The following is a 25,141-nucleotide window of genomic DNA, read 5'->3' as shown; positions in this document are numbered from 1 at the left end:
GCTGTGCCGCCCGTAGGCTCCGACCAGCCGCCGTTCACCCGGTCAGGTGATGTCGAGGCGGGCGGCGAGGCGCAGCAGGCCGGGGCTGAGTCGGGACAGGAAGCGGGCGGCCCGGGCCTCGGGGGTGACCGGGACGACGGGCTTGCCGGTGCGGACGGCCGCGAGGACGGCGGTGGCGACCTTCTCCGGCGGGAAGCCGCGGCGGGCGTAGAGCCGCGCGGCGCGGGCCTGCTTGGCGGCCTGCTCGGCGGAGGTGGTGGCGGAGAAGGTCGAGGTGCGGGTGATGTTGGTGTTGACGATGCCGGGGCAGATCGTGGAGACGCCGATGCCGTGGCCGACGAACTCGGCGCGCAGGCAGTCGGAGAGCATGAACACCGCGGCCTTGCTGGTGGCGTAGGCGGTCAGGGCCTTCGACGGCAGGTAGGCGGCGGCGGAGGAGACGTTGACGATGTGGCCGCCCTGGCCTCGGTCGGCCATCAGGGTGCCGAAGGCGCGGCAGCCGTGGATCACGCCCCAGAGGTTGACGTCCAGGACCCGCTGCCACTCCTTCTCGGTGGTCTGCAGGAACGTCCCGGAGTGCCCGATGCCCGCGTTGTTGACCATGACGTCCGGCACCCCGTGCTCGGCGGCGACGCTCTTCGCGAAGGCGTCCATCGCGGCGCCGTCCGAGACGTCCACCCGGTAGGCGTGCGCCTTCGGGCCGATCAGCGAGGCCAGTTCGGCGGTGCGCTCGGCGGCCGGGAGGTCGAGGTCGCAGACCACCACCGTGGCGCCCTCCTCGGCGAAGGCGAGTGCGGTGGCCCGGCCGATGCCGCTGCCGCCGCCGGTGACCACGACCAGCCGGCCGTCGCCGTCGGCCTCCCTGGTCCGGCCCGCGTCCACGCGGGCGGTGAACTCGCGGACCATGCCGGCCACGGTGGCTCCCTTCTCCAGCAGCGCCGACCAGTGGCCGGCGTGCAGCGTCCTGCGGGTCAGCTCGGGCGCCCAGCGCTCCAGGCCCTCGGAGAGATAGGTGCCGACGTACCGGTCCCGGGTGAGGGTCACCAGCTGGACCGGCACCGTGGTCGACCGCTCGCGCGGACTGCCCAGGGTGGGGCGGAAGTTGGCCCGGTACAGCTCGATGCCTCGGACTGCGTCGCGGCGCAGCGTGGGCTGCGGGTGGCCGGCGCGCGGGGTGACGTGCTCCAGGTCGCGCAGGACCCTCGGCCAGGCCCGGGCCAGCCCCAGCCGCCAGACGCCGGGGGCGAGGAAGGGCAGGTGGAAGGCGGTGATGTACCAGGAGTGCAGGCCCTGGTGCAGCAGCTGCCCGAGGTGGCGCGGGGTGGGGCGGCGCAGCCGGTGGCGCAGCCAGTGGCCCATGTGGTCCAGGCTGGGGCCGGACAGGGTGGTGTACGAGGCGATCCGGCGCTCGGCACCGGGCGCGGTGACGGCCTCCCAGGACTGGATCGAGCCCCAGTCGTGGGCGACCAGGTGCACCGGGCGGTCCGGGCTGACGGCGGCGGCGACGGCGAACAGGTCCTCGGCGAGGTGTTCCAGGCGGTAGCCGGAGCGGTCGGCGGGGGCGGCCGACGCGCCGGCGCCGCGCACGTCGTAGCGGACGACGTGGTGGTCGCGGGCGAGGTCGGCGGCGATGTCGTCCCAGACGGCGTGGGTGTCGGGGTAGCCGTGCACCAGGAGGACGGTGGGGGCCTGCGGGTCCCCCTGTTCGAAGACGGCGAGGGGGAGGCCGCCGGAGTGGACGGTCCGGTGGCGGACGGGGGACGTCATCGGGTGGCCTCCTGGGGTGCGCTCGGCTCGGTGGCGGGGGGCGGCTCGGTGGCGGCGGGCGGCTCGGTGGCGTAGGGCAGTGCGGTCGCGGGGGGCGGTGCGGTCGCGGGGGTCGGGCCTGCGGTGGCGGTGGGCGGTGCGGCCGCCGTCTTCGCGGCGTCGGCGGCCCAGCGGCGGACGTGCGGCAGGTCGTCGTCCAGCCAGTGGGCGTCGTCCTCGGTGACGACCAGCAGTTCCTCGAACTTGATGCCCACGCCCCGGAAGGCGATGTGCGGCTCCACCGCCCACAGGCCCGGGGTGGGTGCGTGCCGGGAGGAGCGCCCGTCCGCCCAGAGCGGCGAACGGCCGTGCAGCCGTTCGGAGACCAGCTCGCGGCCGAGGGTCTGCAGGGTGCGCACGCCGAAGCCGAAGACGTTCACCCCGGCCGGCCCGCGCGCGGTGGTGCGGGTGACCTGGTGGCCGATCACCCGGCCCGGGTAGACCTGGTGGCGGTTGTCGTAGCCGTGTGCGGCGAGTTGGGCGTCCACCGCCGCGTACACCTCGGCGAGCGGCTTGCGGGCCCGCACCTCTTCGAGGATCAGCTCGCGGTAGACCGAGAGGTCGGCGGCCAGGCGGTCCCAGACCCTGTTCTCGCCGACCTTGCCGCCGTAGCCGATGTCGGCGGTGTAGCCGTCCACCACGGGCGCGCAGTCCAGCACGTACGGCATGCCCTCCTCCAGCCGGCGGTTGCCGGCGAAGAACTGCAGCGGGGTGTGGAAGTGCCGGAACGCCGTCCGGTCGCCGAACCAGGCGAAGGGGACGTGGAAGAAGTCCTGCACCCCGGCGGCGACCAGGCGGCGGCGCAGCTCCGCGGTGGCCTGCCGCTCGGTGACGCCGGGTTCGATCCAGGCCGCGACCTGTTCGGCGCAGTGGTAGGCCAGCTGCTGGGTCTCGCGGAAGCGGGCGAGGTCGCGCTCGGTGTAGCGGAAGGCGGGGGTCGCTTTCGCCATGGCGGGGCTCCTTCTAGAGGTCGAGCACGAGGGTCTCGCCCTCGGCGGCCCGGGAGACGCAGGGCAGCAGGGCGCCGGCGGCGCGCTGTTCGGGGGTCAGGCGGCGGTCCCGGTGGTCGGGCGAGCCGGCCAGCACGCGGACCTCGCAGGTGCCGCAGAAGCCCTGGTGGCAGGAGTAGGCGAGCTCCGGTCGGGCCTCGCGCAGCACGTCCAGGGCGGAGCGGTCGGCGGGGACGTCCAGGGCCGGGCCGTCAGCGCCGAGGCGGACGGCGAACGGCTCGCCGTCGACGACCGGGGCGGCGCCGAAGCGCTCGAAGTGCAGCGAGACGGCCGGGGACGCGTCCAGGGCGCCCTGCACGGCGGCGAGCATCGGGGCCGGGCCGCAGCAGTAGACGGCGGCTCCGCGCGGGGCGTGGGCGAGCAGTTCGGCTCCGGTCGGGACGCCGCCGTGCTCGTCGTCGGTGCGCAGCACCACCCGGCGGGGGTCGAGGGCGCGCAGCTCGTCCGTGTACGGGAGGGTGTCGGCGCTGCGGCCGACGTGCACCAGGCGCCAGTCCAGGCCGTGCCGCTGCGCCTCGCGGGCCATCGGGAGCAGCGGGGTGACGCCGATGCCGCCGGCCAGCAGGAGGACGGCGGGCTCGGCGCAGAAGGCGAAGCCGTTGCGGGGGCGGCGGGCGGTGAGCCGGGAGCCGGGGTGCAGGGCGTCATGGACTTCAACGGACCCGCCGCCGCCCCCGGGCAGCCGCCGGACGGCGATGCGGTAGGAGGTGCGGTCGGCCGGGTCGCCGGTGAGGGAGTAGTGGCGTTCGCGGCCGGAGGGCAGCAGCAGGCGCAGGTGGGCGCCGGGCTGCCAGCCGGGCAGCGGGCCGCCGGAGGGGTCGGCGAGGCGCAGCTCGACGACCTCCGCGGCTGGCCGGCGGCGCTCGGTGACGACCAGTTGGAGCGGCGGAGTGGGGCGGCTGGGCGGGCGGCGGGGGTTGCGGCGCAGCAGCGGGCTGCCGAGCGCCGGGGAGTAGCGGTCGCCGAAGGCGGTGAGCCAGCGCATGAAGCCGTCGGGGCGGGGGCGGCCGTAGAGGTCCGGGGGCGGGGTGAGCAGGTCCATCCGGCGGGGTCCTTGGGGTGGGGTGGGGCGGCGGGCGGGGCGCGGGGCGCGGGGCGGTGGGGGCGGCGGCGGTGGGGCGGGGAACAACTGACAGGTTTCAGGTGTCGGCTTTCAGATGTCAGCGAACAGAAAACGTTTTCTGTTCGCTGACATCTGTCCGCTGAACCCTGTCCGCTGTCAGCCCCGCCCGGCCGCCGCGCGGGCGGCCGGCGAGGTCGCGAGGTAGCCCAGCGCCTGGCTGGACGAGCCCTCCTGGGTCGGGTGGTAGCCCGGCCGCAGGTAGCGCAGCCCGGAGCGGATCGACCGGACCGGGTCCGGCAGCAGTCCGCGCCTGGCGATCCGGCCCGCCTCCCGCCAGGTGGGCTTGAGCCGCCCGTCCAGGCTCGGGTCCGCGGCGAGCAGGAACCGGGCGCCGCGCACCCAGAGGTGGACCAGCAGCGGCCCGGAGACGACCATCCCGCGGACCCGCCGCAGGTAGCCCGGATCCAGGTGGACCATCAGGTCGTAGGCGACGCTGCGGTGCTCGACCTCCTCCGCGCCGTGCCAGCGCAGCAGGTCCAGCATCGTCGGGTCCGCCTTGGCCCGGTCCAGGCCCGGGGAGTTGAGCGCCCAGTTGCCGAGGAAGGCGGTGAAGTGCTCGATCGCCGCGACGAAGGCGACCCGCTCGATGATGTTCTCCCGCCGCCGGGCCGGCGTCAGCCCCGGCTTGTCGCCGAGGACGCGCTGGAACAGCCAGGCGATCTGCCGGACGTACGGCCGCGGGTCGAGCCCCTGGCCGAGCAGGTGGTCCAGGACCTCCTGGTGCGCCTCGGCGTGGATGGCCTCCTGCCCGATGAACCCGAGGACCTCCTCGCGCAGTTGGTCGTCCCGGATGAGGGGCAGCGCCTCCTTGAACACCTTGACGAACCACCGCTCCCCCTCGGGCAGCAGCAGGTGCAGCACGTTGATGACATGGGTGGCCATCGGCTCGTCGGGGATCCAGTGCAGCGGCAGCCGGGACCAGTCGAAGCGGACGTCCCGGGGCTCCAGGACGAGGCTGTCGTGCACGCGCGCGGCGGGGGCGGCGAGGGCGGGGACGGGGGTGGGGCGGGGCATGGCAGGCCCTCCTGACCTGGGGGCGGCGGCTCGGCTCGAGGGAAACGTACTCGCGGGTAGCCGCCAGGACAAGGGTTTCGGGGCCCCTTATCGACATCGAGTCTAATAAGTGCTGTGCTCCGGGGGACGCCCCGGGAGACGCCGGGAGCCCCACCGGTCCCCCGGCAGGGCTCCTCGGGCCGGCGCGCGCACCCCCCGAGCGGGTGTCAGACCGCCATCGCCAGCATCAGCGGCGCCGCCCGGGCCGCCAGCAGCTCGGCGGCGGCCTTCAGCCGGTGGACGGCGTCCGCCGGCATCGAGGTGGCCAGGCAGCCGACCGTGCTGCCCGCCGTGATCGGGACGGCCGCGCACACCGTGCCCAGCGCGTACTCCTGGATGTCGAGCACCGGCACCGTGGCCGGCTGCCGCTCCAGCCGGTGCATCAGCTGGTCCGCGTCGGTGACGGTGCGGGAGGTCAGCCGGGCCACCGGGTGCCGGGAGAGGTGGTCGCGCCGGGCGTCCGCGTCCAGCTGGCTGAGCAGGCACTTGCCGATCGCGCTGGCGTGCGCGGTGGCCCGGAAGTCCACCCACTCCTGCACGGCCGGGGCGTAGTCGGCGGCCGAGACCGCCTCCACCGACAACTCGCCGTCGTGGTAGCGGCCGAAGTACACCGCGGCACCCAGCTCGTCCCGCAGCTCGGCGAGTTTGCGGTTGAGCCGCGCCTTCACCAGCTGCTCCCGGTTGTGCTGGCCGAGCAGCGCGAAGGTGCCGCCCAGCAGCCAACCGCCGTCCTGGCACTGGAGGTAGCCCTCCACCTCCAGGATCTCGGCGAGCCGTCGCACGGTCGGCAGGCCGAGCGAGGTCTCCCGGGCGAGGGCCACCAGGGTGGCACCGTCGGGGTGGCGGTCGACGGCCTCCAGCAGTCTGAGGGCGTGCTGGAGGGAGGTGAACGGGCCCGTCGAACCCTGGTCCAGCGCGGCGTGACGACCCGGGGCTGGTGTCGACATGGCGTCCCCTTCCGATGTCCCCCCACGGAGCGACCGCGGGCACGCACCAGCCTATCGACCCGGCGCCTCGGACGACTGCCGTCCGTACATATCCGTGGACAATCCGTGCTCCCCCACCGGCCGACCTGGGCGAACGCCGCGGGCCCCTCCCCCACTGCCCAGGGGGAGGGGCCCGTTCCGCGGCCGCCGGGTGGGGGACCGGCGGCCGCGGCGGTGGTGGTGCGGAGGGCGGGGCGGCCGGTGCGGAGGGTCAGCCCTCGTCGCCCGCCCGAAGCTTGGCGACGGCGGCGGCCAGCCGGGCGCCGTACTCCTCGTCCGCGGCGTGGAAGTGGGCGAGGTTCTTCTCCACCACGTCGTCGCGCGAGACCTGCGCCAGGAAGCCCGCGATGTTGTCGATCAGGCGGCTGCGCTCCCCGGCCGACATCAACCGGTACAGCTCGCCGGCCTGGAAGAAGTCGTCGTCCTTGGCGTGCGCCGGCGTCGGGTGGGTGCCGGTGTGGCCCTCCACCCTGACCGGCGCGGCCAGCGCGTCGCCGGTCTGGACCGGCCCGTCGTAGGAGTTGGGCTCGTAGTTCTTGCCGCGCCCGGCGCTGTTGACGGCCATGAAGCCGTCGCGGCCGTAGTTGTGGGCCTCGGTGGCGCGCGGGGCGTTCACCGGCAGCAGGGTGTGGTTGACGCCGAGGCGGTAGCGCTGGGCGTCCGCGTAGGCGAACAGGCGGCCCTGGAGCATCTTGTCCGGGGAGGGGCCGATGCCGGGCACGAAGTTGTTCGGCGAGAAGGCGGCCTGCTCGACCTCGGCGAAGACGTTCTCCGGGTTCCGGTTGAGCACCAGGCGCCCGACCCTGACCAGCGGGTAGTCGGCGTGCGGCCACACCTTGGTGAGGTCGAAGGGGTTGAAGCGGTAGTCCGCGGCCTCGGCGACCGGCATCAACTGGACGTAGAGGGTCCAGGACGGGAACACCCCGCGCTCGATGGCCTGGTGGAGGTCGCGCTGGTGCGAGTCGGCGTCGCCGCCGGCCACCTCGGCGGCCTGGGCGGCGTCCAGGCAGCGGATGCCCTGGTTGGTCTTGAAGTGGTACTTCACCCAGTAGGCCTCGCCCTCGGCGTTGACCCACTGGTAGGTGTGCGAGCCGTAGCCGTTCATGTGGCGGTAGGAGGCCGGGATGCCGCGGTCGCCGAACAGCCAGGTGATCTGGTGGGTCGAGGCCGGCGAGTGGGCCCAGAAGTCCCAGACGTTGTCCGCCTCCTGCACGCCGGTGTAGGGGTCGCGCTTCTGCGAGTGGATGAAGTCGGGGAACTTGACCGGGTCCTTGATGAAGAACACCGGGGTGTTGTTGCCGACGAGGTCGTAGTTGCCCTCCTCGGTGTAGAACTTCACCGCGAAGCCGCGCGGGTCCCGCACCGCGTCACTGGCACCCAGGTTGCCCGCGACGGTGGAGAACCGCAGGAAGACCTCGGTGCGCTTGCCGACCTCGGACAGGAAGCCCGCCCGGGTGTACCGCGCGACCTCGTCGGTGACCTCGAAGTAGCCGTACGCGCCGGATCCGCGGGCGTGCACCACGCGCTCCGGGATGCGCTCGCGGTTGAACCGGGCCAGCTTCTCCAGCAGTTGCTGGTCCTGGATCAGCAGCGGGCCGTACTCGCCGGCCGAGGCCGAGTTCTGGTTGTCGGCGACCGGGGCGCCGGACTCCGTGGTCAGGATCTTGGACATGGAGGGTCCTTCGGGTGTCGATAAGGGCGGTGCGTGAAGAAAGGTGGGCTGACAGAGCATCAGTTCGCTCGGCGCGGTCCAGTCCGGCGAAAGTGCGACTGATGGATCGTCAGCTGCCGAGCAGGCTCCGGACGACGGTCCCCGCCGCGGCCGGTTCGGCGACGGGCCGCGCCTCGGTCAGCGCGGCGGCCTCGTCGGCGGCGAGACCGCCCGCGGTGAGGGCCGCGACCGCCTCGGCGGCCGGGAGGGCGTTGAACCAGCGCAGCGCGAGGGCCGTGCGGCCGGCTTCGGTGAGGCGCCCGGTGAGCCGCAGGCGGGCCAGGCCTCCGTCGGGGTAGACGTTGATCCGCACGTGGGTCACCGGGCGGCCGGCGTCGAGCCGGAAGCGGTGCCGGGTGTCGGGCTGGAGGCGCGTACGGGGCAGGAGTTCGAACCACTCGCCCTCGGCCGGGTCGGCCCCGGACGAGGCGTCGAACCCTGACAGGTCGGCCCAGCCGGGGGCATTGGCGACGAAGTAGGACGTGTCCACCTCGGCGGCCAGGACCTCACCGCCCCCGGCCAGGGCGATCTGCACCCAGTCGTTGGCCTTGTCGCGCCGACGCCGGGTCTCCCAACCGTCGCCCATGACGGAGGCACGGCCGGGAGCGTTCAGGTTGTGCGGGGAGGAGAAGTAGCGGTCGGACGCCGCCTCGGCCACCCCGCCGTACTCCTGGGCGGCCAGGTCGAAGGTGAGGCCGTCCAGTTCGCGCGGATCGGGCAGCACCTCGCCGTGCACCCGCAGCCGGGCGACGCCGCCGTCCGGGAAGATGTTCAGCCGCACGTGGGTGTAGCGGGTGCCGTCCTCGACGGCGAACTCGTGGGCGGTGTTCCCGCGGAGGGCGGTGCGCGGCACGATCGTGGTCCACTCGGCGTCCCGGAGCTCCTCGGGCGAGGGGTGGCCGGGGACGGACGCGGCCTCGACCGAGGCGGTCTCCGGGTAGTTGCCGGTGAAGTGGGCGGTGTCCACGACCACCCCGCGGACCACCCCGGCGGCGCCCAGCCGGACGACCGCCCAGTCGTGGTCCTCGTCGGTGGGATGCGGCTGGTCGGCCGAGACGCCGCGGCGGCGCTTGGACTCCCAGCCGTCCATGATCTGGCCCTTGTGGCCGAAGGTGTGCGGGCGGAACTCGGCCGGCGCGGCGACCAGCAGGTTCTCGGCGTCCGCGAAGGTGTCCTCGTTGGTGGCGACGACGCCCGCGCCGAGCAGTCGGGAGGCCAGGTTGACCAGCTCGGTGAAGGGAGCACTCGGGGTGTCGGCAGTGGTCACTGACTCTCCTTTAGGCGCGTTCGGACGGGGTGGTGGCCTCTGCCGCAGTAGCGGATCCGGCCGAGGGAGGGGTGGTGGTGCGGGCGTCGGGCCGGGTGAGCTGCCGGCCGAAGGGCCGGGCCGCCGGGTCCACCTCGCGGCCGCGCAGCCAGGTGGTCCGCACCGCCCCGGTGAGGACCCGGCCCGCGTAGGGGGTCACCGGGTTGCGGTGGTGCAGCCCGCTCGCCCGGACGGCGAACCCGCCGTCCGGGTCGAAGGCGACCAGGTCCGCGTCGTGGCCGGCCGCGATGGCGCCCTTGGTGCCGGTCAGGCCGACGAGTTCGGCCGGCCCGGAGGACATCCAGCGCACCAGGTCGGCCAGGCCGTGGCCGCGCCGGCGGGCCTCGGTCCAGACGGCCGGCAGGCCCAGCTGGAGCGAGGCGATCCCGCCCCAGGCGGCCGCGAAGTCACCGCTGCCGCCGTACTCCGGCAGCAGCTTGAGGTCGGGGGTGGACGGCGAGTGGTCGGAGACGACGGCGGTGAACTCGCCGTTCGCCAGGGCCTCCCAGAGGGCGTCCCGGTTGGCCTCGTCGCGGATCGGCGGACAGCACTTGAAGGCGGTGTCGCCGTCCGGCACCTGCTCGGCCGCGAGCGTCAGGTAGTGCGGGCAGGTCTCGGCGGTCACCCGGACGCCGTCCTCGCGGGCCCGTCGCAGCAGCGGCAGGACGGCGGCGGAGGACACGTGCAGCACGTGCACCCGGGCCCCGGTGCGCCGGGCCGCGTCGAGCAGCCGGGCGACGGCCGCGGTCTCCGCGTCGGCGGGCCGGGAGGCCAGGAAGTCCCGGTAGTGGACACCGGGTTGCTGCGGGGCGGCGGCGAGCACGGACGGGTCCTCGGCGTGGATGATCGCCAGTGCTCCGATCCGGGCCTGCTCGGCCAGCGCCGCCTCCAGGTCGGCGGCCTCGACGTGCGGGAACTCGTCCACCCCCGAGGGGGCGAGGAAGCTCTTGAAGCCGAACACGCCTGCCCGGTGCAGCGGTTCGAGGTCGGCGACGTTGCCGGGGACGGCGCCGCCCCAGAAGCCGAGGTCGACCCAGGCCTGGCCCTCGGCCGTCTTCCGCTTGGCCTCCAGCCCGGCCACCGTGGTGGTGGGCGGGATCGAGTTGAGCGGCATGTCGACGATCGTGGTCACGCCGCCGGCCGCGGCGGCCCGGGTGGCGGTGGCGAAGCCCTCCCACTCGGTCCGGCCGGGCTCGTTGACGTGCACGTGGGTGTCGACCAGGCCGGGCAGCAGGGCGGTGTCGCCGAGGTCGACGAGGTCGTCCGGGCGGGCCGTGAGCGAGCCGTGCGGGGCCGTCCGGGCGATCGTCCCGTCCTGGATCAGCACGTCCGCGGGGCGCTCGCCGTCGGGCAGGACCACCCGCCGGGAGCGGATCACCGTCGGCTGGCTGAAAGGCATGGAGGACCTCCGGAACCTGGGAGTCGAGGGTGGTGGAACACGGGGGAGGCGAAGGATTGCGGGGAGCCTAGGCCTGCCTTCAACAAAACGTCAATGGATGATCCTCCGAAGGGCCCGGCCCGTGGAAGCGGCCGGTGCGCCCCGGGGTTCAGCCCGGGAGGAGCCGCCCGGCCAGCCGCTCTCCCGCGAGTTCGGCCAGTTCGGCGGCCCTGGCCATGCTCTCCCCCGGCCGCTCGGCCAGGTCGGTCAGGGCGATCGCGGCGGTGAAGCCGGCGGCCCGCCACTCGGGCTCGGAGAGCTCCAGCCGGCCGGCCACCGCGGCCACCCGGACCCCCGCCCTGGTGGCCGCGGCGGCGACCCCGGCGGGGGCCTTGCCGTGGAGCGTCTGCGCGTCCAGGCAGCCCTCGCCGGTCACGACGAGGCGTGCCCCACGCACGGCCCCGTCGAAGCCCAGCAGGTCGAGCAGCAGCTCGATGCCGGGGCGCATGGTGGCGCCGAGCAGGGCGAGGGCGGCGAAGCCCACCCCGCCCGCGGCGCCGGCGCCGGGGGCCTCCCGGACGTCCCGCCCGGTGGCCCCGGCGACCAGGTCGGCGAACCGGGCCAGCCCCGCCTCCAGGACCACCAGGTCCTCGCCGTCGGCGCCCTTCTGCGGGCCGTAGACGGCGGCCGCGCCGCGCGGCCCGAGCAGCGGGTTGTCCACGTCGCAGGCCACCACCACCTCGACCCCGCCCAGGGTGTCGGCCAGCCGGCCGAGGTCGATCTCCGCGAGCCGGCGCAACGCGGCTCCGCCGGGCGGGAGTTCGGCGCCCTCGGCGTCGCGCAGCCGCACCCCGAGCGCCTGGGCCATACCGGCGCCGCCGTCCGTGCCGGCGCTGCCGCCGAGGCCCAGCACGATCCGCCCGACGCCGAGCGAGACGGCTTTCGCGATCAGCTGGCCGACCCCGTAGGAGCCCGCCGTCAGCGGGGCGGTGCGCCCGCCGGGCAGCCGGGCGAGGCCGCTGGCCTGCGCCAGCTCGATCACGGCGGTGTCGCCCCGGACGGCCAGCGCGGCGTCCACGGGCAGTCCGGTCGGGCCGGCCACCTTGGCCGGGACGCAGCGGAAACCGGCCGCGAGCGCGGCGGCCAGGGTGCCCTCGCCGCCGTCGGCGACGGGCAGTTCGCGCACCTCGGTGCCGGGCGCGGCGCGCCGGATGCCGGCGGCGATGCGGGCCGCCACCTCGGCGCCCTCCAGGCTGCCCTTGAACTTGTCGGGGGCGACGACCACATGGCCCTGGTGGGAGGTGGGGGGCATGGTGCGGTCCTCGCTTCCGTACGGGTCTGGCAGTGGTCCTGCGGCGTGCGTCCAGCATGGGCCCGGGCGGCCCGGGGGTGCGAGACTCCGGCGCGGCCCGGCCCCGCGCGGTTCGGCGCGGTCGGGTCCGGCCACCGGGGCGGGCCGGAGTCGGCCCGCGGGGTGCGCCCCCTCCCCGCCGTTTCCCCCGCCCGCTTCCGACGTACGGGGGGCTCCCCTCGGCGGGGAGGGGGCCGGGCGACGCGTACCGGGCACAACCGGATGCCCCCAGGGGGACGTACGCGTCACCGGCTTGGATCGACCGACGGGCGGGCGGATGAGCCCCGGCCCGCACGCCGGTCGGGTCCGGCCTCCTGGCGGCGCGGGCACGACCGGATGGGTACACGCCGCCAGGAGGAGTCCGGGGCGGGGGCTCCCGGGCGGGAGCCCCCGCGGGGGGGGGCGGGTTACACCTCGCGCCCGGAGAGCCGCTCGACGCCGCGCAGGAGCGCCGAGTGGTCGAGCGAGCCGTCGCCGTTGGCCCGGGCGGAGGCGACCAGTTGGGCCACCACGGCGCCGACCGGCAGCGCGGCGCCCACGGCGCGGGCGGCGTCGGTGACGATGCCCATGTCCTTGTGGTGGAGGTCGATCCGGAAGCCGGGGGCGAACTCGCGGTTCAGCATGTTCGCCCGCTTGCGGTTGAGCACGGTGGAGCCGGCCAGGCCGCCGCCGAGCACGTCCAGCGCCGCCGCGAGGTCGACGCCGGCCTTCTCCAGGAACACCACGGCCTCGGCGAGCACCTGGATGTTGACCGCGACGATCAGCTGGTTGGCGGCCTTGACGGTCTGGCCGGCGCCGGCCGGGCCGACGTGGACGACCGTGGTGCCCAGCGCGTCGAACAGCGGCTTGGCCTCGGCGAAGTCCTCGGCGGCGCCGCCGACCATGATCGACAGGACCGCCTCGACGGCCCCGGCCTCGCCGCCCGAGACCGGGGCGTCCAGGGTGCGGACGCCCTTCTCCCGGGCGGCGGCCTCGACCTTGACCGAGGTCTGCGGGGTGATCGAGGACATGTCGATCACCAGGGTGCCGGGCGCGACGTTCTCCAGCACGCCGCCCTCGCCCAGGACGACCTGCTCGACCTGCGGGTCGGCGGGCACCATGGTGATGACCACCTCGGCGTCCTTCACCGCCTCCGCGATGCTGGTGGCGCCGTGGCCGCCGGCCGCGACCAGGGCGTCGATCGGCGGCTGGGTGAGGTTGAAGCCGGTGACGTGGTGGCCGGCCTTGACCAGGTTGGCGGCCATCGGGCTGCCCATGATGCCGAGGCCGATGAAGGCGATCTTGCGGCTCATCGCGTCGAGTTCCTTACGTGTGCGGGTGGGAGGTTGGGCGGGGTGGCGGCGCGCGCTACGGGACGGCGGCGCGCGCCACCGGGCGGTGGTGCACGGCCGGGCCGCGGCGCACGGCCGGGCGGAGCGCTACCGGGCGACGGCGGGCGCCGTCACCGGGCGGCGCGCAGCTCGCGCGGCAGCCACCCGAAGCTGTCGGCGCTGACGCCGGTGGAGGGGCGGTACTCCAGGCCGATCGAGCCGCTGTAGCCCGCGGCCGTGAGACGGGCGAACAGGTCCTCGAAGTCCAGCTCGCCGGTGCCGGGCTCGTTGCGGCCCGGGGTGTCGGCGATCTGCACGTGGCCGATGCGGTCGGCGTACGTGTCGATGACCGCCGCCAGGTCCTCGCCGTTCCTGGCCAGGTGGTACAGGTCGCAGAGGAACCGGGCGTTCCCCAGGCCGGTGGCGGCGTTGACCCGGTCGACCACGTCGACCGCGGCGGCGGCGGAGACCAGCGGGTAGTCGGGCGACTCGGCCCGGTTCAGGGCCTCGATCAGCAGCACGGCGCCGATGCCGTGCGCGGCCCGCGCGGCGAGCACCAGGTGCTCCAGCGCGAGCGCGTCCTGCTCGGCCGGGTCGACGCCCTCGACCCGGTTGCCGTACAGCGCGTTGAGCGCGGTGGCCCCGAGCGAGGCGGCGAGCTCCGCGGCGACCGGGACGTTGGCGCGGAAGCGGTCCCGCTCGGACGGCACCGAGACCGTCCCGCGGGCGCCGCTGCTCAGGTCGTCGAGGAGGTTCAGCCCGGTGAGCCGGACGCCGGCGTCGGTGAACGCCTTGCGCAGCGCGTCCAGTTCCGCCTGGGAGGGGTCGTGTTCGGCACCGAAGGGCCACCAGAGTTCGGCGGCCGTGAAGCCGGCCGCGGCGGCCGCGGCGGGGCGCTCCAGGAGCGGCAGTTCGCCGAACAGGATCGACAGGTTGACCGTGAAGCCGTGCTTGGCAGCCGCCGTCACGTCACTCACCTCTCATCTCTCTTCCCGCATCCGCAACTTCCACGATCCGGAAGAGGGATTCTGTGTGGTGGAAGCATCTCCGGCCCGTCGAGCGAGTGTCAAGGGAGTCGCAACATTTTGTTGAAGCAGCTCCGCGACGCGCCGTCCGCGGGGGCCGGACCGTTCGGCACCCGGGACCCCTGCCCGCCCGCACCCCCGCTCGCTACAGTGACCCCGTGCGATTGATGGTGGAGTTCACGACAGAACCGTTCGAACTGGACACGTTCCCGGAGCACGCCGCGGCGGCCCGCCGGGCCGTCGACGAGGCCGGCCTGGACGTGTCGGTCGGCCCGTTCGGCACCGGTGCCGAGGGCGGGGCCGAACAGGTGCTGGCCGCGGTGTCCAGGCTGCTCAAGGAGACCCTGGACGCCGGGGCGACCCGGATCTCGGTCCAGGTCAGCGTGCTGGGAGAGGAGGACGGTACGCCGTGACCGAGAACGTGGAACACCCGCTCGCCGCGGCGGTGAAACCGCTGCTGGCCGCGGTCGGCGCGACCGTCGTCCCGATGGACGAGGCGAAGCCCGACGACGTGGTCCTGGAGTGGGAGGGCGCTCCCGCCCTGGCCGTCCGGCTGCCGCACCTGAGCAGCGCGCTGGACCGGCTGCTCGCCGAGATGGCCCGCCAGTTCGACGGCCGGCCGCTCGCGGAGCTCGACCGCCTGGAGAAGCAGCGGGTCGTCGCCCTGCTGGAGGAGCGCGGCGCGTTCACCGTCCGCCACGGCGTGGAGACCGTCGCCTCCGCCCTGGGCGTCAGCCGCTTCACCGTGTACAACTACCTGAACCGTCAGGACGGCGCGAAGTCGTCCTGAGGTCCGGCTCCGACGCCCTCGGAGGCGCGCGCCGGAGCCCCGTCCGAGGGGCTTTCGAACGGGTGGCCCCGCCGGTACGGCAGGACTGGATCGGCCCACGGCGGGGCACACTTGGCGAATCGCACACGAAAGGGCCCGACATCGCGGGCCGGTTCAAAACGTAACCACCAACCGATCAACAAAGTGTTGACGGCCGGGTGGGCCCGATCTAGCTTTTCCGGGTGGCACCACTCTTCAGGAGGTCCACCCGTGACCAACCGCCCCCACTCCCTTGACGCCCTGGCCGCGGCCGACGCCGCGCAGTTGGAGAAGATCCTGCTGGAGGTGTGCTCCAGCCCCCGCTGGGCCGCCGCCGTCGCGGCGTCCGCCCCCTGGTCCGACCGCGAGGCCCTGCTCGCCGCCAACGCGGCCGCCATGGCGTCGCTGACGACCGAGGACCTGGCCGACGCGATGGCCGGCCACGCCCGGATCGGCGAGCCCACGGCCGGCGACGCCACCTCCGAGCGCGAACAGGCCGGCGTCCAGGGCGTCGACCAGGCCGTCCTGGACGAACTGCGCGAGGCCAACGCCGCCTACGAGGCGAAGTTCGGCCACGTGTTCCTGATCTGCGCGACCGGTCGCACCGCGGTCGGCATGCTCGCCGCGCTGCGCGAGCGCCAGCCCAACGACGCCGCCACCGAGGCGGAGATCGTCCGCGGGGAGCTGCGCAAGATCAACGACATCCGGCTCGTCCGCCTGCTCGACGCGAGCTGACGTACCGTCAGGACCCCTCGTCGCGGTCGCACCGCGTCGCACCGCCACACCGCGCTGCACCGCCACACCGCGCTGCGCGGCCCGGTGCGCCGCAGCGCGTCCCACCCCCACGACGCATCCGCAGCACCGCACCGCGTCACGCCGACTCCCGTCGGGCGTCTCGCTCCAGAATGACTGACGTAACGTCACCTCTGCCATCAGTAAGGTCACTTCACCCATGACTGGCATCTCCACCCACGTGCTCGACACCAGCCTCGGCCACCCGGCCGAGGGCGTCCCGGTCGAGCTCGCACTGCACACCGAGGGTGGCTGGCAGGTGCTCGGCACCTCCGCCACGGACTCCGACGGCCGGGTCAAGGACCTGCCGGCCGTGGAGGCGGGCTCGGTCGTCCGGCTGCTCTTCGACACCCGCGCGTACCACGCGTCCCGGTCCGCCGAGCCGCCGTTCTTCCCCGAGGTCTCGATCGTCTTCACGGTCGCGCCCGAACAGCACCACTACCACGTGCCGCTGCTGCTCAACCCGTTCGGATACTCGGTCTACCGCGGAAGCTAGTGGACCGACCTTGAAAAGCTTAGGAGCCACGTCATGGCCCACGTGCTCGGCCAGAACCAGTACGGCAAGGCGGAGAACCGCATCGTCCGGATCTCCCGCGACTCCACCCGGCACGAGATCAAGGACCTGAACGTCTCGGTCTCGCTCCGCGGCGAGTTCGAGGACGTCCACCTCACCGGGTCCAACGCCAACTGCCTTCCCACCGACACCACCAAGAACACCGTCTACGCCTTCGCCAAGGAGCACGGCATCGAGTCGGCCGAGGCGTTCGGCATCCTCTTGGCCCGCCACTTCGTCGACAACACCGAGCGCGGCGTCGTGCACAGCGCCCGGATCCGGATCGAGGAGTACGCCTGGGACCGGATCCGGACGCCGGACAGCTCGGCGCGCTTCATCGGCTCGGAGGAGGTCGGCCACTCCTTCGTCCGCAGCGGCCAGGAGGTCCGCACCAGCGAGATCGTCTACGACGGGCAGTGCGTCCAGGTCGTCTCCGGCCTGAAGGACCTGGTCGTCATGAACTCCACCAACTCGGAGTTCTGGGGCTACATCAAGGACCGCTACACCACCCTCCAGGAGGCGTACGACCGCATCCTCGCCACCCAGGTCACCGCCCGCTGGAAGTTCGGCTACAGCGGGAAGGACGGCGAGGCCCAGCCCAACTGGAACCGCTCCTACTCCCAGGTGAAGCGGCACCTGCTGGAGGCGTTCGCCGAGACCTACTCCTACTCGCTGCAGCAGACCCTGCACGCGATGGGCACCCGGGTCCTCAACAACCGCGCCGAGGTGGACGAGGTCCGCCTCGAACTGCCGAACAAGCACCACTTCCTGGTCGACCTGGAACCGTTCGGCCTCAAGAACGAGAACGAGGTCTACTTCGCCGCGGACCGCATGTACGGCCTGATCGAGGGCACCGTGCACCGCGAGGGCGTCGTCCCGGTCATCCCGGTCGCCTGACCTCCCCCACCAGGTGGACGCCGCCCGGAGTCGCCGCACCCACCGGTCCCCACGGGCCGGTCGAATCCGGGCGGGCCGCTGCGCCCCCACCCCCGGCACCATCCGGCGCGGCACCCCGCGTTCCATCCGTACCAGCAGTTTCTCCACCCCCACCCACCGGAGTTCGTGTCTGCCTCGCGGCGGCCGGCCCGGGGCACTGGAGAGGCCGACCGAGGAATCCTTGCACCGCCGTCCCGTCCTCGGTCAGATCAGCACCAGCCGCACTCCAGCGCCACGGGCGCGCCGGGAGCCACGGGCACAAGAGGGGCTCGACATGGCACCCAGCAGCACCAGCAGTACAGACGGCGGTTCCACCCCGGCAAGAACGAACGGCCCGGACGACGCGTCGGCGCACCTCCCCGGCGAACCGCCCGGGGCCGTGATCCACCCCGTGGACGAGATGCTGCCCCCGGTGAAGCTGTTCTCCACCGGGCTCCAGCACGTCGCCGCGATGTACGCGGGGGTCGTCGCACCCCCGCTGATCGTCGGCGCCGGCGTCGGGCTCTCCCCCACCGAACTCGCCCTGCTCATATCGGCCAGCCTGTTCACCGCCGGGCTGGCCACCCTCCTCCAGACCCTCGGCGTCTGGAAGATCGGCGCGCGACTGCCGTTCGTGAACGGCGTCTCCTTCGCGGGGGTCGCGCCCATGATCGCCATCGCCAAGGGCTCCATCGAACGGACGGGAGGCCCCAAGGAGGCCCTCCCGGTCATCTTCGGAGCGGTGATCGTCGCGGGGCTCCTGTGCTTCCTCGCGGCACCGTACTTCTGCAAGCTCATCCGGTTCTTCCCCCCGGTCGTCCAGGGCACCGTGATCACCCTCATCGGGGTGTCCCTGCTTCCGGTGGCGGTCAACTGGGCGCGCGGCGGCTCGCCGGGCGCCCCCGGGTACGGCTCCATGCGGGCCGTCGGCCTCGCCGCGATCACCCTCGTCGCGGTGGTGCTCTGCAACCGGCTGCTGCGCGGCTTCTGGCAGCAGCTGTCCCTGCTCATCGGACTGGCGCTCGGCACCCTGGTCGCCTTCCCGTTGGGGCTCGCCGACTTCGGCGCGGTCCGGGACGCGCAGATCTTCTCGCTCCCCTCCCCGTTCCACTTCGGCGCGCCCGTGTTCGACGCGGCCGCCATCCTCTCGATGTGCATCGTCATGGTGGTCTCGATGACCGAGTCCACCGCCGACATGCTCGCCCTCGGCAAGATCGTCGACCGCGAGGCGGACGAACCCACCCTCGCCGCCGGCCTGCGGGCCGACGGTCTGGCCACCGCGATCAGTCCGGTCTTCAACGGCTTCGCCGCCAGTGCCTTCGCCCAGAACATCGGGCTGGTGGCGCTGACGAGGATCCGCAGCCGCTTCGTGGTCGCGGCCGGCGGAGGCATCCTGGTCCTGCTGGGGCTGTTCCCCGTGCTGGGCTCGGTCGTCTCGCTGGTTCCGCAGCCCGTCCTCGGCGGCGCCGGGATCGTGCTCTTCGGCACCGTCGCCGCCAGCGGCATCCGCACCCTCGCGGAGGCCGGGATGGAGTCCAGCTCGAACACCATCCTGGTGTCGGTCTCGCTCGGCGTCGGCATCATCCCGATCGCCGTGCCGACCTTCTACGACTCCTTCCCGGAGGCCGCCCGGACCCTGCTGCACTCGGGGATCTCGGCCGGCTGCGTGATGGCCGTCCTGCTCAACCTGCTCTTCCACCACGTCGGGGCCGCCCGCCGATCGAGGTCCGGCCGGTCCTCCGGCGCGACGGTGCCCACGGCGACACCGTCCTGACCGGCCGGGAGGGGCGTGCGCCCGACACGGCGCGCGCCCCCTCCCGGCCCTCCCCCTAGGAGTCACACCATGGCAGTCCAGCCCCCGCCCGCCGACCAGCGGATCGTGATCGAGAACGTCGCGATCGCCACCGTGGACGCGAACGACACCGAGTACGCCCGCGGCCACGTGGTCCTCCTCGGCAACACCATCGAGGCGGTGGGCGACGGCCCCGCGCCCGCGTGGCTGGACAACGTGGTGCGCCGGATCAACGGCGAGGGCCACCTGGTCACCCCCGGCCTGGTCAACACCCACCACCACTTCTACCAGTGGATCACCCGCGGCCTGGCCCAGGACGACATCCTGTTCGACTGGCTGGTCGCCCTCTACCCGACCTGGGCCCGGGTCGACGAGCAGCTCGTGCACGCCGCCTCCCAGGGCTCCGCCGCCGCCCTGCTCAAGTCCGGCTGCACCACCGCCTCGGACCACCACTACGTCTTCCCGAAGGACGGCGGCGACGTCCTCGGCGCCTCCGTCGAGGCCGTCCGGGAGCTCGGCCTGCGGTTCACCGCGCTGCGCGGCTCGATGGACCGCTCGCAGAAGGACGGCGGACTGCCGCCGGACCACGCGGTCGAGGAGCTCGACGACATCCTGGCCGCCTCCGAGGCCGCCGTGGACCGCTACCACGACTCCTCCTTCGGCTCGATGCTGCACGTCGCGCTCGCCCCCTGTTCGCCCTTCTCCGTCTCCACCGACCTGCTCCGCCAGTCCGCCGAACTCGCCCGCCGCAAGGGCGTCCGGCTGCACACCCACGGCTCGGAGACGGCCGAGGAGGAACGGTTCTGCCACGAGCTGTTCGGCATGGGGCCGACCGACTACTTCGAGTCGGTGGGCTGGCTCGGCGAGGACGTCTGGATGGCGCACTGCGTGCACATGAACGACTCCGACATCGCCAAGTTCGCCGAGACCGGCACCGGCGTCGCCCACTGCCCCTCCTCCAACGCCCGCCTGGGGGCCGGCATCGCCCGGGTGCCCGACATGCTGCGGGCCGGAGTCCCGGTCGGGCTCGGGGTGGACGGCACCGCCTCCAACGAGTCCGGCGAGCTGGGCACGGAGCTGCGCAACGCCCTGCTGATCAACCGGCTGCACGGCTCCCCCGCCGCGCTGACCGGGCGGCAGGCGCTGCGGCTGGGCACCATGGGCGGCGCCCGGGTGCTCGGCCGACAGGACGAGATCGGCTCGATCGAGGTCGGCAAGCTCGCGGACCTGGCGCTGTGGAAGATCGACGGAATCATGCACTCGTCCATCGCCGACCCGGTGGCCGCGCTCACCTTCGGCGCCCTGCCGCCGCTGTCGGTGCTGTTCGTCAACGGCAACGCGGTGGTCGAGAAGGGGCAGCTGACCACCGTCAACGAGGACCGGATCGCGCGCGACTGCGCCCGGGCCGCCCGTGAGCTGGCGGCCCGTCCGCGCTGACCCCCGGGCCGGTACGGCACCCACCCCGCACTCCGGGGGCGCCCAGGGACGGTGCGCCCCCGGGCTCCGCGCGCCTCTTGGGCGGGTGGACGACGGGCGGCGGGCGGCGGGCGGATGACGGCGGACAGGTGACAGCTGACAACTTTCGTCATCTGTCATCTGTCGGCCGTCGTCCGTCGCCTGACATCTGTTCGCCTCATCCGCCTACCCCGGGCGCGCGGACCGCAGCCCCGGACCCACGGCGAGGGTCCGGGGCTGCGGTCTACGGGCTGTGGGCTACGGCCAGCCGGCTACGGACAGCGTGCTACGGCGGGCAGCGCCCTACGGCGGGCACCGGCTGCGGCTCGCAGGGTGCCCCTGCGGGCCTGTCAGGCCCCGCGCCCGATCGTCGCCAGGTAGGCGCGCCAGCCGCCGTGGTGGGTGATCTCGCGGTGGACGCCGCGCTCCAGCTCGCCCCGGGAGAGCAGCATGGACAGGCACGCGGAGCCGTCCTCCAGCTCGATGACGCCCAGCTCCAGCTCCCGCGGCTCACCCGGCAGGATGACGTCCCGCAGCCGCTCCAGCGGGATGTCGTACAGCTCGCCCTCGATGGCGGTGTCCACCTGGGGGTCGGCCAGCAGCCCGGGGCAGACGTCCGTCCCGCCGCTGTGGTCGATGGAGAAGAAGCGGTAGCCGGGTGCGGTCCTGGCCGACCCGATCAGCGAGTCGGCGACCTTCGCGTGGAACGGACCGCCGACCATCGCCTGGCCGTTGAAGAACATGCGCGCCATGGGAGGACTCCTCGGATGGAAAGGACCGTTCCGCACGGCGACGAGAGGACAGGTGGATTCGTCGCCGTGCGGAACGGAGTGGTGGACCGCCGGGTACCGCGGCCTGGCGGGCGTACGGCCCGGGGAGCGGCAGCGGTGGCACCGGCGGGTGGGTGGGGCTCAGCCCAGCAGGGGCAGCGCGGGGAGGGTCAGGAAGTCCTCGAACTCCTCGGCCAGGGCGACCTGCTCGAAGAGCTCGGCGGCCTCGCCCCAGCGGCCGGCGCCGTAGGCCTCGTCGCCCAGCCCGGCGCGCAGTTCGGCCAGCTCCTCGGCGACCAGGGCGCGGACCAGCTCCGCGGTGGCCTTCTCGCCGGTGTCGGACAGCACGACCCCGTTGTGGATCCACTGCCAGATCTGCGAGCGGGAGATCTCGGCGGTGGCGGCGTCCTCCATCATGTTGAAGATGCCGACGGCCCCGAGGCCGCGCAGCCAGGCCTCGATGTAGCGGATGCCGACCTGGACGGCGTTGTGCAGCCCCGCGCGGGTGCAGCTGCCGCCGGCCCCGGCGATGTCGAGCAGCTGGGCGGCGGTCACCGGCTCGGCCGGGCCGGGGTTGTCCTTCTGGTGCGGCCGCTCGCCGAGCACCGCGTCGAAGGAGGCCCGGGCGACCGGCACCAGGTCCGGATGGGCGACCCAGGAGCCGTCGAAGCCGTTCCCGGCCTCGCGGTCCTTGTCCGCCTTGACCTTGGCCAGCGCCGCCGCGTTGACCTCGGGGTCCTTGCGGCTGGGGATGAACGCGGCCATCCCGCCGATCGCATGGGCGCCACGCCGGTGGCAGGTCCGCACCAGCAGCCGGGTGTAGGCGGCCATGAACGGCGAGGCCATGGTGACGCCGTTGCGGTCCGGCAGGACGTAGTGCGCGCCGGCGTCGCGGAAGTTCTTGACGATCGAGAACAGGTAGTCCCAGCGTCCGGCGTTGAGGCCGGCCGCGTGGTCTCGCAGCTCGTAGAGGATCTCGTCCATCTCGAACGCGGCGGTGATGGTCTCGATCAGCACGGTCGCCCGGATGGTGCCGTGCGGGATGCCGAGTTCGGCCTGGGCGTGGGTGAACACGTCGTTCCAGAGCCGGGCTTCGAGGTGGCTCTCGGTCTTGGGCAGGTAGAAGTACGGGCCGGAGTTGGGGTCGTCGGCGCCCCTGGCGAGCAGCCGGGCCGCGTTGTGGAAGAAGTAGAGGCCGAAGTCGACGAACGCGCCGGCCACCGGGGTGCCGTCCACCAGCAGGTGGTTCTCGTCCAGGTGCCAGCCGCGCGGGCGGACCACGACGGTGGCGAGCTCGGCGGCGGGCTTGAGGGTGTACGCCTTGCCGGCCGCGCTGGTGAAGTCGATCCGGCCCTCGAAGGCGTCGATCAGGTTGACCTGGCCGCCGACCACGTTCTCCCAGGTCGGGGAGGTGGCGTCCTCGAAGTCCGCGAGCCAGATCCTGGCGCCGGAGTTGAGCGCGTTGACGACCATCTTGCGGTCGGTCGGGCCGGTGATCTCCACCCGGCGGTCCTGGAGCGCGCGCGGCGCCTCGGCGACCTTCCAGTCCCCGGCGCGGATGTCGGCGGTCTCGGGGAGGAAGTCCAGCGTGCCGGTGGCGGCGATCTCGGCACGGCGCGCCTTGCGCCCGGCCAACAGTTCCTGTCGGCGCCCCTCGAAGGAGCGGTGGAGCCCGGCGACGAAGGCGATCGCCTCCGGAGTGAGCACCTCCTCCGCCCGGTGGACGCGAGGACCGGCGACAGTGACGACCGGAGCGGCGGGGGAGGCGCCGACGGGCCCCTGATCTGCAGCCATGAGCAGGACACTCCTAAGACGGTTGAACCTGGCGGAGGGAGCTCCGGTGGGAACTTCCTCGGGGAACTTCCTCGATCGGAACCCGCCCTGTCGGCGAGTTCGATTCTGTAAGGTGGAGACTAGTTTCCGCGATACAGAATTTCAACGGTTTGTTGAAGAGATCGCCGGGACTCTACTCCTCCCCGACAGTGAAGGGAACGCCGGTGGTTGCGACCCCCGACCAAGCATCGACGACGGGCGCCGACCGCCCGGGCGGTGGCGTGCAGTCCGTCGAGCGCGCCTTCCAACTCCTGGAGGCGCTGGCCGACTCCGGCGGCGTGGCCACCCTCAGTGAGCTCTCCACGAGTTCCGGCCTCCCGATGCCGACCATCCACCGCCTGGTTCGTACCCTCGTCCAGCAGGGCTATGTCCGCCAGGACACGGCACGCCGCTACACCCTCGGGCCCCGGCTGATCCGGCTCGGCGAGACGGCCGGGCGGCTGCTCGGCAGCTGGGCCCGCCCGTACCTGGCCGAGCTCATGGAGGCCACCGGCGAGACCGCCAACCTGGCGGTACTGGAGGGCGGCGAGGTGGTGTACGTCGGCCAGGTGCAGTCGCGCCGCTCGATGCGGATGTTCACCGAGGTCGGCCGGCGGGTGCAGCCGCACTGCACCGGCGTCGGCAAGGCCCTGCTCGCCCAGCTGCCCGAGGACGAGGCCCGCGCCGTCCTCGGCCCCAACCCGCTGCCGGCACACACCGAGTACACGGTCACCGACCCGCAGGAGCTGATGCGCCAGCTCGCCGAGGCGCGCGAGCGCGGCTACGTGGTCGACGACCAGGAGCAGGAGATCGGCGTCCGCTGCATCGCGCTCGCCGTCCCGGGCGCGCCGACCCCGACCGCGCTCTCGGTCTCCGGCCCGGAGGCCCGCATCCGCGCTCTGGAGGAGCAGGCCGGGACGGCCTCGCTGGTGCCGGTGATGCACCAGATCGCGACCCGCCTGGGGCAGGTCCTCGCTCCCTGACCCAACGTCAACCTCCGTTGACGGCCGGGCAGGTCGGGGCGGCGTGCGGCGTCATCCGTTCGAGCGGACGACGGGCGGGTTGCCACCGGGCTCCGGCGGCGGCTCGGCCACCCTGGTGCCGACGCGGCCCGCGACGGCGCGGGCGGCCGGGAAGCGAGGGCAGGGTGAACGGGGATGGAGCAGCAGCACCGGGACGTGCGGGGTGTCGAGACGAGGGGTACCGAGACCCGGGGCGCCGACGGACTGGGCGGAGACGTACGGCGAGGTGTCGTACGGCGTGACGGCGTGCGGGGCGGAGAGCAGGCGCGCGGAAGCGTGCCGCGCGCCGTGAGGGATCGGGGCCGAGGGTTCGGCGGGGCCGGGCTGGTCGCGGCCGTGGCAGCGGGGTGCGCGGTGACGGTGCTGGCCACCGACCCGTCCTGGGCGCTGCGGCGGCCCGATCCCCGGCCCGCCGTGGAGGTCGTCGCGACCGGTGCGCCGGCGCCGTCCACCCTGCCCGCACCGGTGACGGCCGAGGCCTCCACCCTGCCGGCCCCGGTGACGCCCGGGACCTCGGCCGGGACGGGGACCACGGCCGGGGTGGGGACAGGGGCGGGGACAGGGGCCGGGGCGGGGGCCGGGGCGCAGACCGCCGAGGCCTCCACGCTGCCCGCACCCGTCACGGACCGTCCCTCCGACTCCGACCTGGAGGTGGTCCGGCTGGACCCGGACCAGGCCGTGCCCGGCGGCACCACCACCGTCCGCGCCTTCGTCGCCAACGGTGGCCCGGGCACCACGGCCTCCCCGTTCACGGTCCTGGTGACCCTGCCGGAGGGCGTCACCCCGCAGGGCCCGTTCTTCCCGTCCGACTGCCAGGTGACGGGGCGCGGCCGCGTCGTGCGGTGCGTCTTCGGGCCCGGACTGCGGCAGGGGCGCAGCGCGACCGCCCTCGTCCCGGTCCGGCTCGACCCGGAGCTGCCGGTGGGCCGGCTGCGCGGCGGCTCGGTCTCGGTGCGCAGCGTGGACGACCGGAACGAGGGCAACAACCGGCAGCCGTTCGACATCACGGTGGTCGAACCGGCCGCCCGCGCCTGAGTCGCCCCGCCCTCCGGCCCCCGGGGGGGGGGGGGGGGGGCCGCGGCCCCCGCGGGGGGGGGCGGCGGGGGCGGGCGGCGCCGCGGCCCCGCGGGGGCCGGCCCGGGGGGGGGCGGGGGCGGCGGGCC

The 25,141-nt window shown here is 73.9% G+C and carries 22 protein-coding genes; 9 read left to right on the top strand and 13 right to left on the bottom strand.

Going from position 1 to position 25,141, the window contains the following annotated elements; all coding sequences use genetic code 11:
• Positions 1-42: 42 nt before the first annotated feature.
• From ACH5AR_RS01835 to ACH5AR_RS01785, 11 genes are all read right to left on the bottom strand, one after another.
• Positions 43-1,767: an SDR family oxidoreductase gene (locus tag ACH5AR_RS01835; RefSeq protein WP_396299373.1), complete on the bottom strand. Its 1,725-nt coding sequence runs from the start codon at positions 1,765-1,767 to the stop codon at positions 43-45.
• Entirely contained in the window at positions 1,764-2,756 is a 993-nt protein-coding gene (locus tag ACH5AR_RS01830) for a M24 family metallopeptidase (RefSeq protein ID WP_396299372.1), read from the bottom strand. Before ACH5AR_RS01830 ends, ACH5AR_RS01835 begins: the two co-directional genes overlap by 4 nt.
• Before the next feature lie 13 nt (positions 2,757-2,769).
• Complete coding sequence (locus tag ACH5AR_RS01825; protein WP_396299371.1) at positions 2,770-3,858, bottom strand: PDR/VanB family oxidoreductase; 1,089 nt, start codon at positions 3,856-3,858, stop codon at positions 2,770-2,772.
• 177 nt (positions 3,859-4,035) lie between these two features.
• The gene (locus ACH5AR_RS01820) at positions 4,036-4,953 is read right to left on the bottom strand and encodes a metal-dependent hydrolase (RefSeq protein WP_396299370.1); all 918 of its coding nucleotides are present in this window, start codon (positions 4,951-4,953) and stop codon (positions 4,036-4,038) included.
• 206 nt (positions 4,954-5,159) lie between these two features.
• Positions 5,160-5,939, bottom strand: a complete 780-nt coding sequence (locus tag ACH5AR_RS01815; protein WP_396299369.1) for an IclR family transcriptional regulator — start codon at positions 5,937-5,939, stop codon at positions 5,160-5,162.
• Positions 5,940-6,189: 250 nt separating this feature from the next.
• Entirely contained in the window at positions 6,190-7,650 is a 1,461-nt protein-coding gene (locus ACH5AR_RS01810) for a catalase (protein WP_396299368.1), read from the bottom strand.
• Between the two features lie 109 nt (positions 7,651-7,759).
• Complete coding sequence (alc, locus tag ACH5AR_RS01805) at positions 7,760-8,956, bottom strand: allantoicase (protein ID WP_396299367.1); 1,197 nt, start codon at positions 8,954-8,956, stop codon at positions 7,760-7,762.
• A gap of 10 nt (positions 8,957-8,966) precedes the next feature.
• On the bottom strand, positions 8,967-10,394 hold the full coding sequence (allB, locus tag ACH5AR_RS01800) for an allantoinase AllB (RefSeq protein ID WP_396299366.1): 1,428 nt from the start codon (positions 10,392-10,394) through the stop codon (positions 8,967-8,969).
• Between the two features lie 148 nt (positions 10,395-10,542).
• Positions 10,543-11,685 carry a glycerate kinase gene (locus ACH5AR_RS01795; RefSeq protein WP_396299365.1) on the bottom strand — a complete coding sequence of 381 codons (1,143 nt, stop codon included), beginning with the start codon at positions 11,683-11,685 and terminating at the stop codon, positions 10,543-10,545.
• A gap of 446 nt (positions 11,686-12,131) precedes the next feature.
• Positions 12,132-13,016: a 2-hydroxy-3-oxopropionate reductase gene (locus ACH5AR_RS01790; protein WP_396299364.1), complete on the bottom strand. Its 885-nt coding sequence runs from the start codon at positions 13,014-13,016 to the stop codon at positions 12,132-12,134.
• Positions 13,017-13,165: 149 nt separating this feature from the next.
• Positions 13,166-14,011, bottom strand: coding sequence for a TIM barrel protein (locus ACH5AR_RS01785; protein WP_396299363.1), 846 nt, complete (start codon positions 14,009-14,011; stop codon positions 13,166-13,168).
• Between the two features lie 206 nt (positions 14,012-14,217).
• Between ACH5AR_RS01785 and ACH5AR_RS01780 the strand changes: the two genes are divergently transcribed.
• The 7 genes from ACH5AR_RS01780 to ACH5AR_RS01750 all read left to right on the top strand — a co-directional run bounded on the left by ACH5AR_RS01780 (position 14,218) and on the right by ACH5AR_RS01750 (position 20,356).
• Positions 14,218-14,472: a thiamine-binding protein gene (locus tag ACH5AR_RS01780; protein ID WP_396299362.1), complete on the top strand. Its 255-nt coding sequence runs from the start codon at positions 14,218-14,220 to the stop codon at positions 14,470-14,472.
• Positions 14,469-14,849 (top strand): helix-turn-helix domain-containing protein, encoded by a 381-nt coding sequence (locus ACH5AR_RS01775; RefSeq protein ID WP_396299361.1) that lies wholly within the window; start codon positions 14,469-14,471, stop codon positions 14,847-14,849. The genes ACH5AR_RS01780 and ACH5AR_RS01775 overlap by 4 nt, the downstream gene beginning before the upstream one ends.
• 249 nt (positions 14,850-15,098) lie before the next feature.
• Positions 15,099-15,602, top strand: a complete 504-nt coding sequence (uraD, locus tag ACH5AR_RS01770) for a 2-oxo-4-hydroxy-4-carboxy-5-ureidoimidazoline decarboxylase (RefSeq protein WP_396299360.1) — start codon at positions 15,099-15,101, stop codon at positions 15,600-15,602.
• Positions 15,603-15,819: 217 nt separating this feature from the next.
• Positions 15,820-16,155, top strand: a complete 336-nt coding sequence (uraH, locus tag ACH5AR_RS01765) for a hydroxyisourate hydrolase (RefSeq protein WP_396299359.1) — start codon at positions 15,820-15,822, stop codon at positions 16,153-16,155.
• Positions 16,156-16,188: 33 nt separating this feature from the next.
• Positions 16,189-17,109 (top strand): factor-independent urate hydroxylase, encoded by a 921-nt coding sequence (gene pucL / locus ACH5AR_RS01760; protein WP_396299358.1) that lies wholly within the window; start codon positions 16,189-16,191, stop codon positions 17,107-17,109.
• Between the two features lie 313 nt (positions 17,110-17,422).
• Positions 17,423-18,901 (top strand): nucleobase:cation symporter-2 family protein, encoded by a 1,479-nt coding sequence (locus ACH5AR_RS01755; RefSeq protein ID WP_396299357.1) that lies wholly within the window; start codon positions 17,423-17,425, stop codon positions 18,899-18,901.
• 69 nt (positions 18,902-18,970) lie between these two features.
• On the top strand, positions 18,971-20,356 hold the full coding sequence (locus tag ACH5AR_RS01750) for an 8-oxoguanine deaminase (protein WP_396299356.1): 1,386 nt from the start codon (positions 18,971-18,973) through the stop codon (positions 20,354-20,356).
• 368 nt (positions 20,357-20,724) lie between these two features.
• Here the strand turns inward: ACH5AR_RS01750 and ACH5AR_RS01745 are convergent, their stop codons facing one another.
• On the bottom strand, positions 20,725-21,126 hold the full coding sequence (locus tag ACH5AR_RS01745) for a gamma-glutamylcyclotransferase (RefSeq protein WP_396299355.1): 402 nt from the start codon (positions 21,124-21,126) through the stop codon (positions 20,725-20,727).
• A gap of 159 nt (positions 21,127-21,285) precedes the next feature.
• Positions 21,286-22,938: a malate synthase A gene (aceB, locus tag ACH5AR_RS01740; RefSeq protein WP_396299354.1), complete on the bottom strand. Its 1,653-nt coding sequence runs from the start codon at positions 22,936-22,938 to the stop codon at positions 21,286-21,288.
• 203 nt (positions 22,939-23,141) lie between these two features.
• Here aceB and ACH5AR_RS01735 point away from each other — a divergent pair, with 203 nt between their 5' ends.
• Positions 23,142-23,939 (top strand): IclR family transcriptional regulator, encoded by a 798-nt coding sequence (locus ACH5AR_RS01735; protein ID WP_396299353.1) that lies wholly within the window; start codon positions 23,142-23,144, stop codon positions 23,937-23,939.
• Between the two features lie 327 nt (positions 23,940-24,266).
• Complete coding sequence (locus ACH5AR_RS01730; protein ID WP_396299352.1) at positions 24,267-25,013, top strand: hypothetical protein; 747 nt, start codon at positions 24,267-24,269, stop codon at positions 25,011-25,013.
• The last annotated feature ends 128 nt before the right edge of the window (positions 25,014-25,141 follow it).

This window comes from Kitasatospora sp. NPDC018619 (assembly GCF_044391605.1).
Taxonomy (GTDB): Bacteria; Actinomycetota; Actinomycetes; order Streptomycetales; family Streptomycetaceae; genus Kitasatospora.
This window is presented reverse-complemented; position numbering and strand designations above follow the sequence as displayed.

Excerpts from the sequence above, each read along its gene's own strand:
- ACH5AR_RS01835 (WP_396299373.1), bottom strand. The coding sequence starts at position 1,767 with ATGACGTCCCCCGTCCGCCACCGGACCGTCCACTCCGGCGGCCTCCCC.
- ACH5AR_RS01830 (WP_396299372.1), bottom strand. The coding sequence starts at position 2,756 with ATGGCGAAAGCGACCCCCGCCTTCCGCTACACCGAGCGCGACCTCGCC.
- ACH5AR_RS01825 (WP_396299371.1), bottom strand. The coding sequence starts at position 3,858 with ATGGACCTGCTCACCCCGCCCCCGGACCTCTACGGCCGCCCCCGCCCC.
- ACH5AR_RS01820 (WP_396299370.1), bottom strand. The coding sequence starts at position 4,953 with ATGCCCCGCCCCACCCCCGTCCCCGCCCTCGCCGCCCCCGCCGCGCGC.
- ACH5AR_RS01815 (WP_396299369.1), bottom strand. The coding sequence starts at position 5,939 with ATGTCGACACCAGCCCCGGGTCGTCACGCCGCGCTGGACCAGGGTTCG.
- ACH5AR_RS01810 (WP_396299368.1), bottom strand. The coding sequence starts at position 7,650 with ATGTCCAAGATCCTGACCACGGAGTCCGGCGCCCCGGTCGCCGACAAC.
- allB (WP_396299366.1), bottom strand. The coding sequence starts at position 10,394 with ATGCCTTTCAGCCAGCCGACGGTGATCCGCTCCCGGCGGGTGGTCCTG.
- ACH5AR_RS01795 (WP_396299365.1), bottom strand. The coding sequence starts at position 11,685 with ATGCCCCCCACCTCCCACCAGGGCCATGTGGTCGTCGCCCCCGACAAG.
- ACH5AR_RS01790 (WP_396299364.1), bottom strand. The coding sequence starts at position 13,016 with ATGAGCCGCAAGATCGCCTTCATCGGCCTCGGCATCATGGGCAGCCCG.
- uraH (WP_396299359.1), top strand. The coding sequence starts at position 15,820 with ATGACTGGCATCTCCACCCACGTGCTCGACACCAGCCTCGGCCACCCG.
- pucL (WP_396299358.1), top strand. The coding sequence starts at position 16,189 with ATGGCCCACGTGCTCGGCCAGAACCAGTACGGCAAGGCGGAGAACCGC.
- ACH5AR_RS01755 (WP_396299357.1), top strand. The coding sequence starts at position 17,423 with ATGGCACCCAGCAGCACCAGCAGTACAGACGGCGGTTCCACCCCGGCA.
- ACH5AR_RS01750 (WP_396299356.1), top strand. The coding sequence starts at position 18,971 with ATGGCAGTCCAGCCCCCGCCCGCCGACCAGCGGATCGTGATCGAGAAC.
- ACH5AR_RS01745 (WP_396299355.1), bottom strand. The coding sequence starts at position 21,126 with ATGGCGCGCATGTTCTTCAACGGCCAGGCGATGGTCGGCGGTCCGTTC.
- aceB (WP_396299354.1), bottom strand. The coding sequence starts at position 22,938 with ATGGCTGCAGATCAGGGGCCCGTCGGCGCCTCCCCCGCCGCTCCGGTC.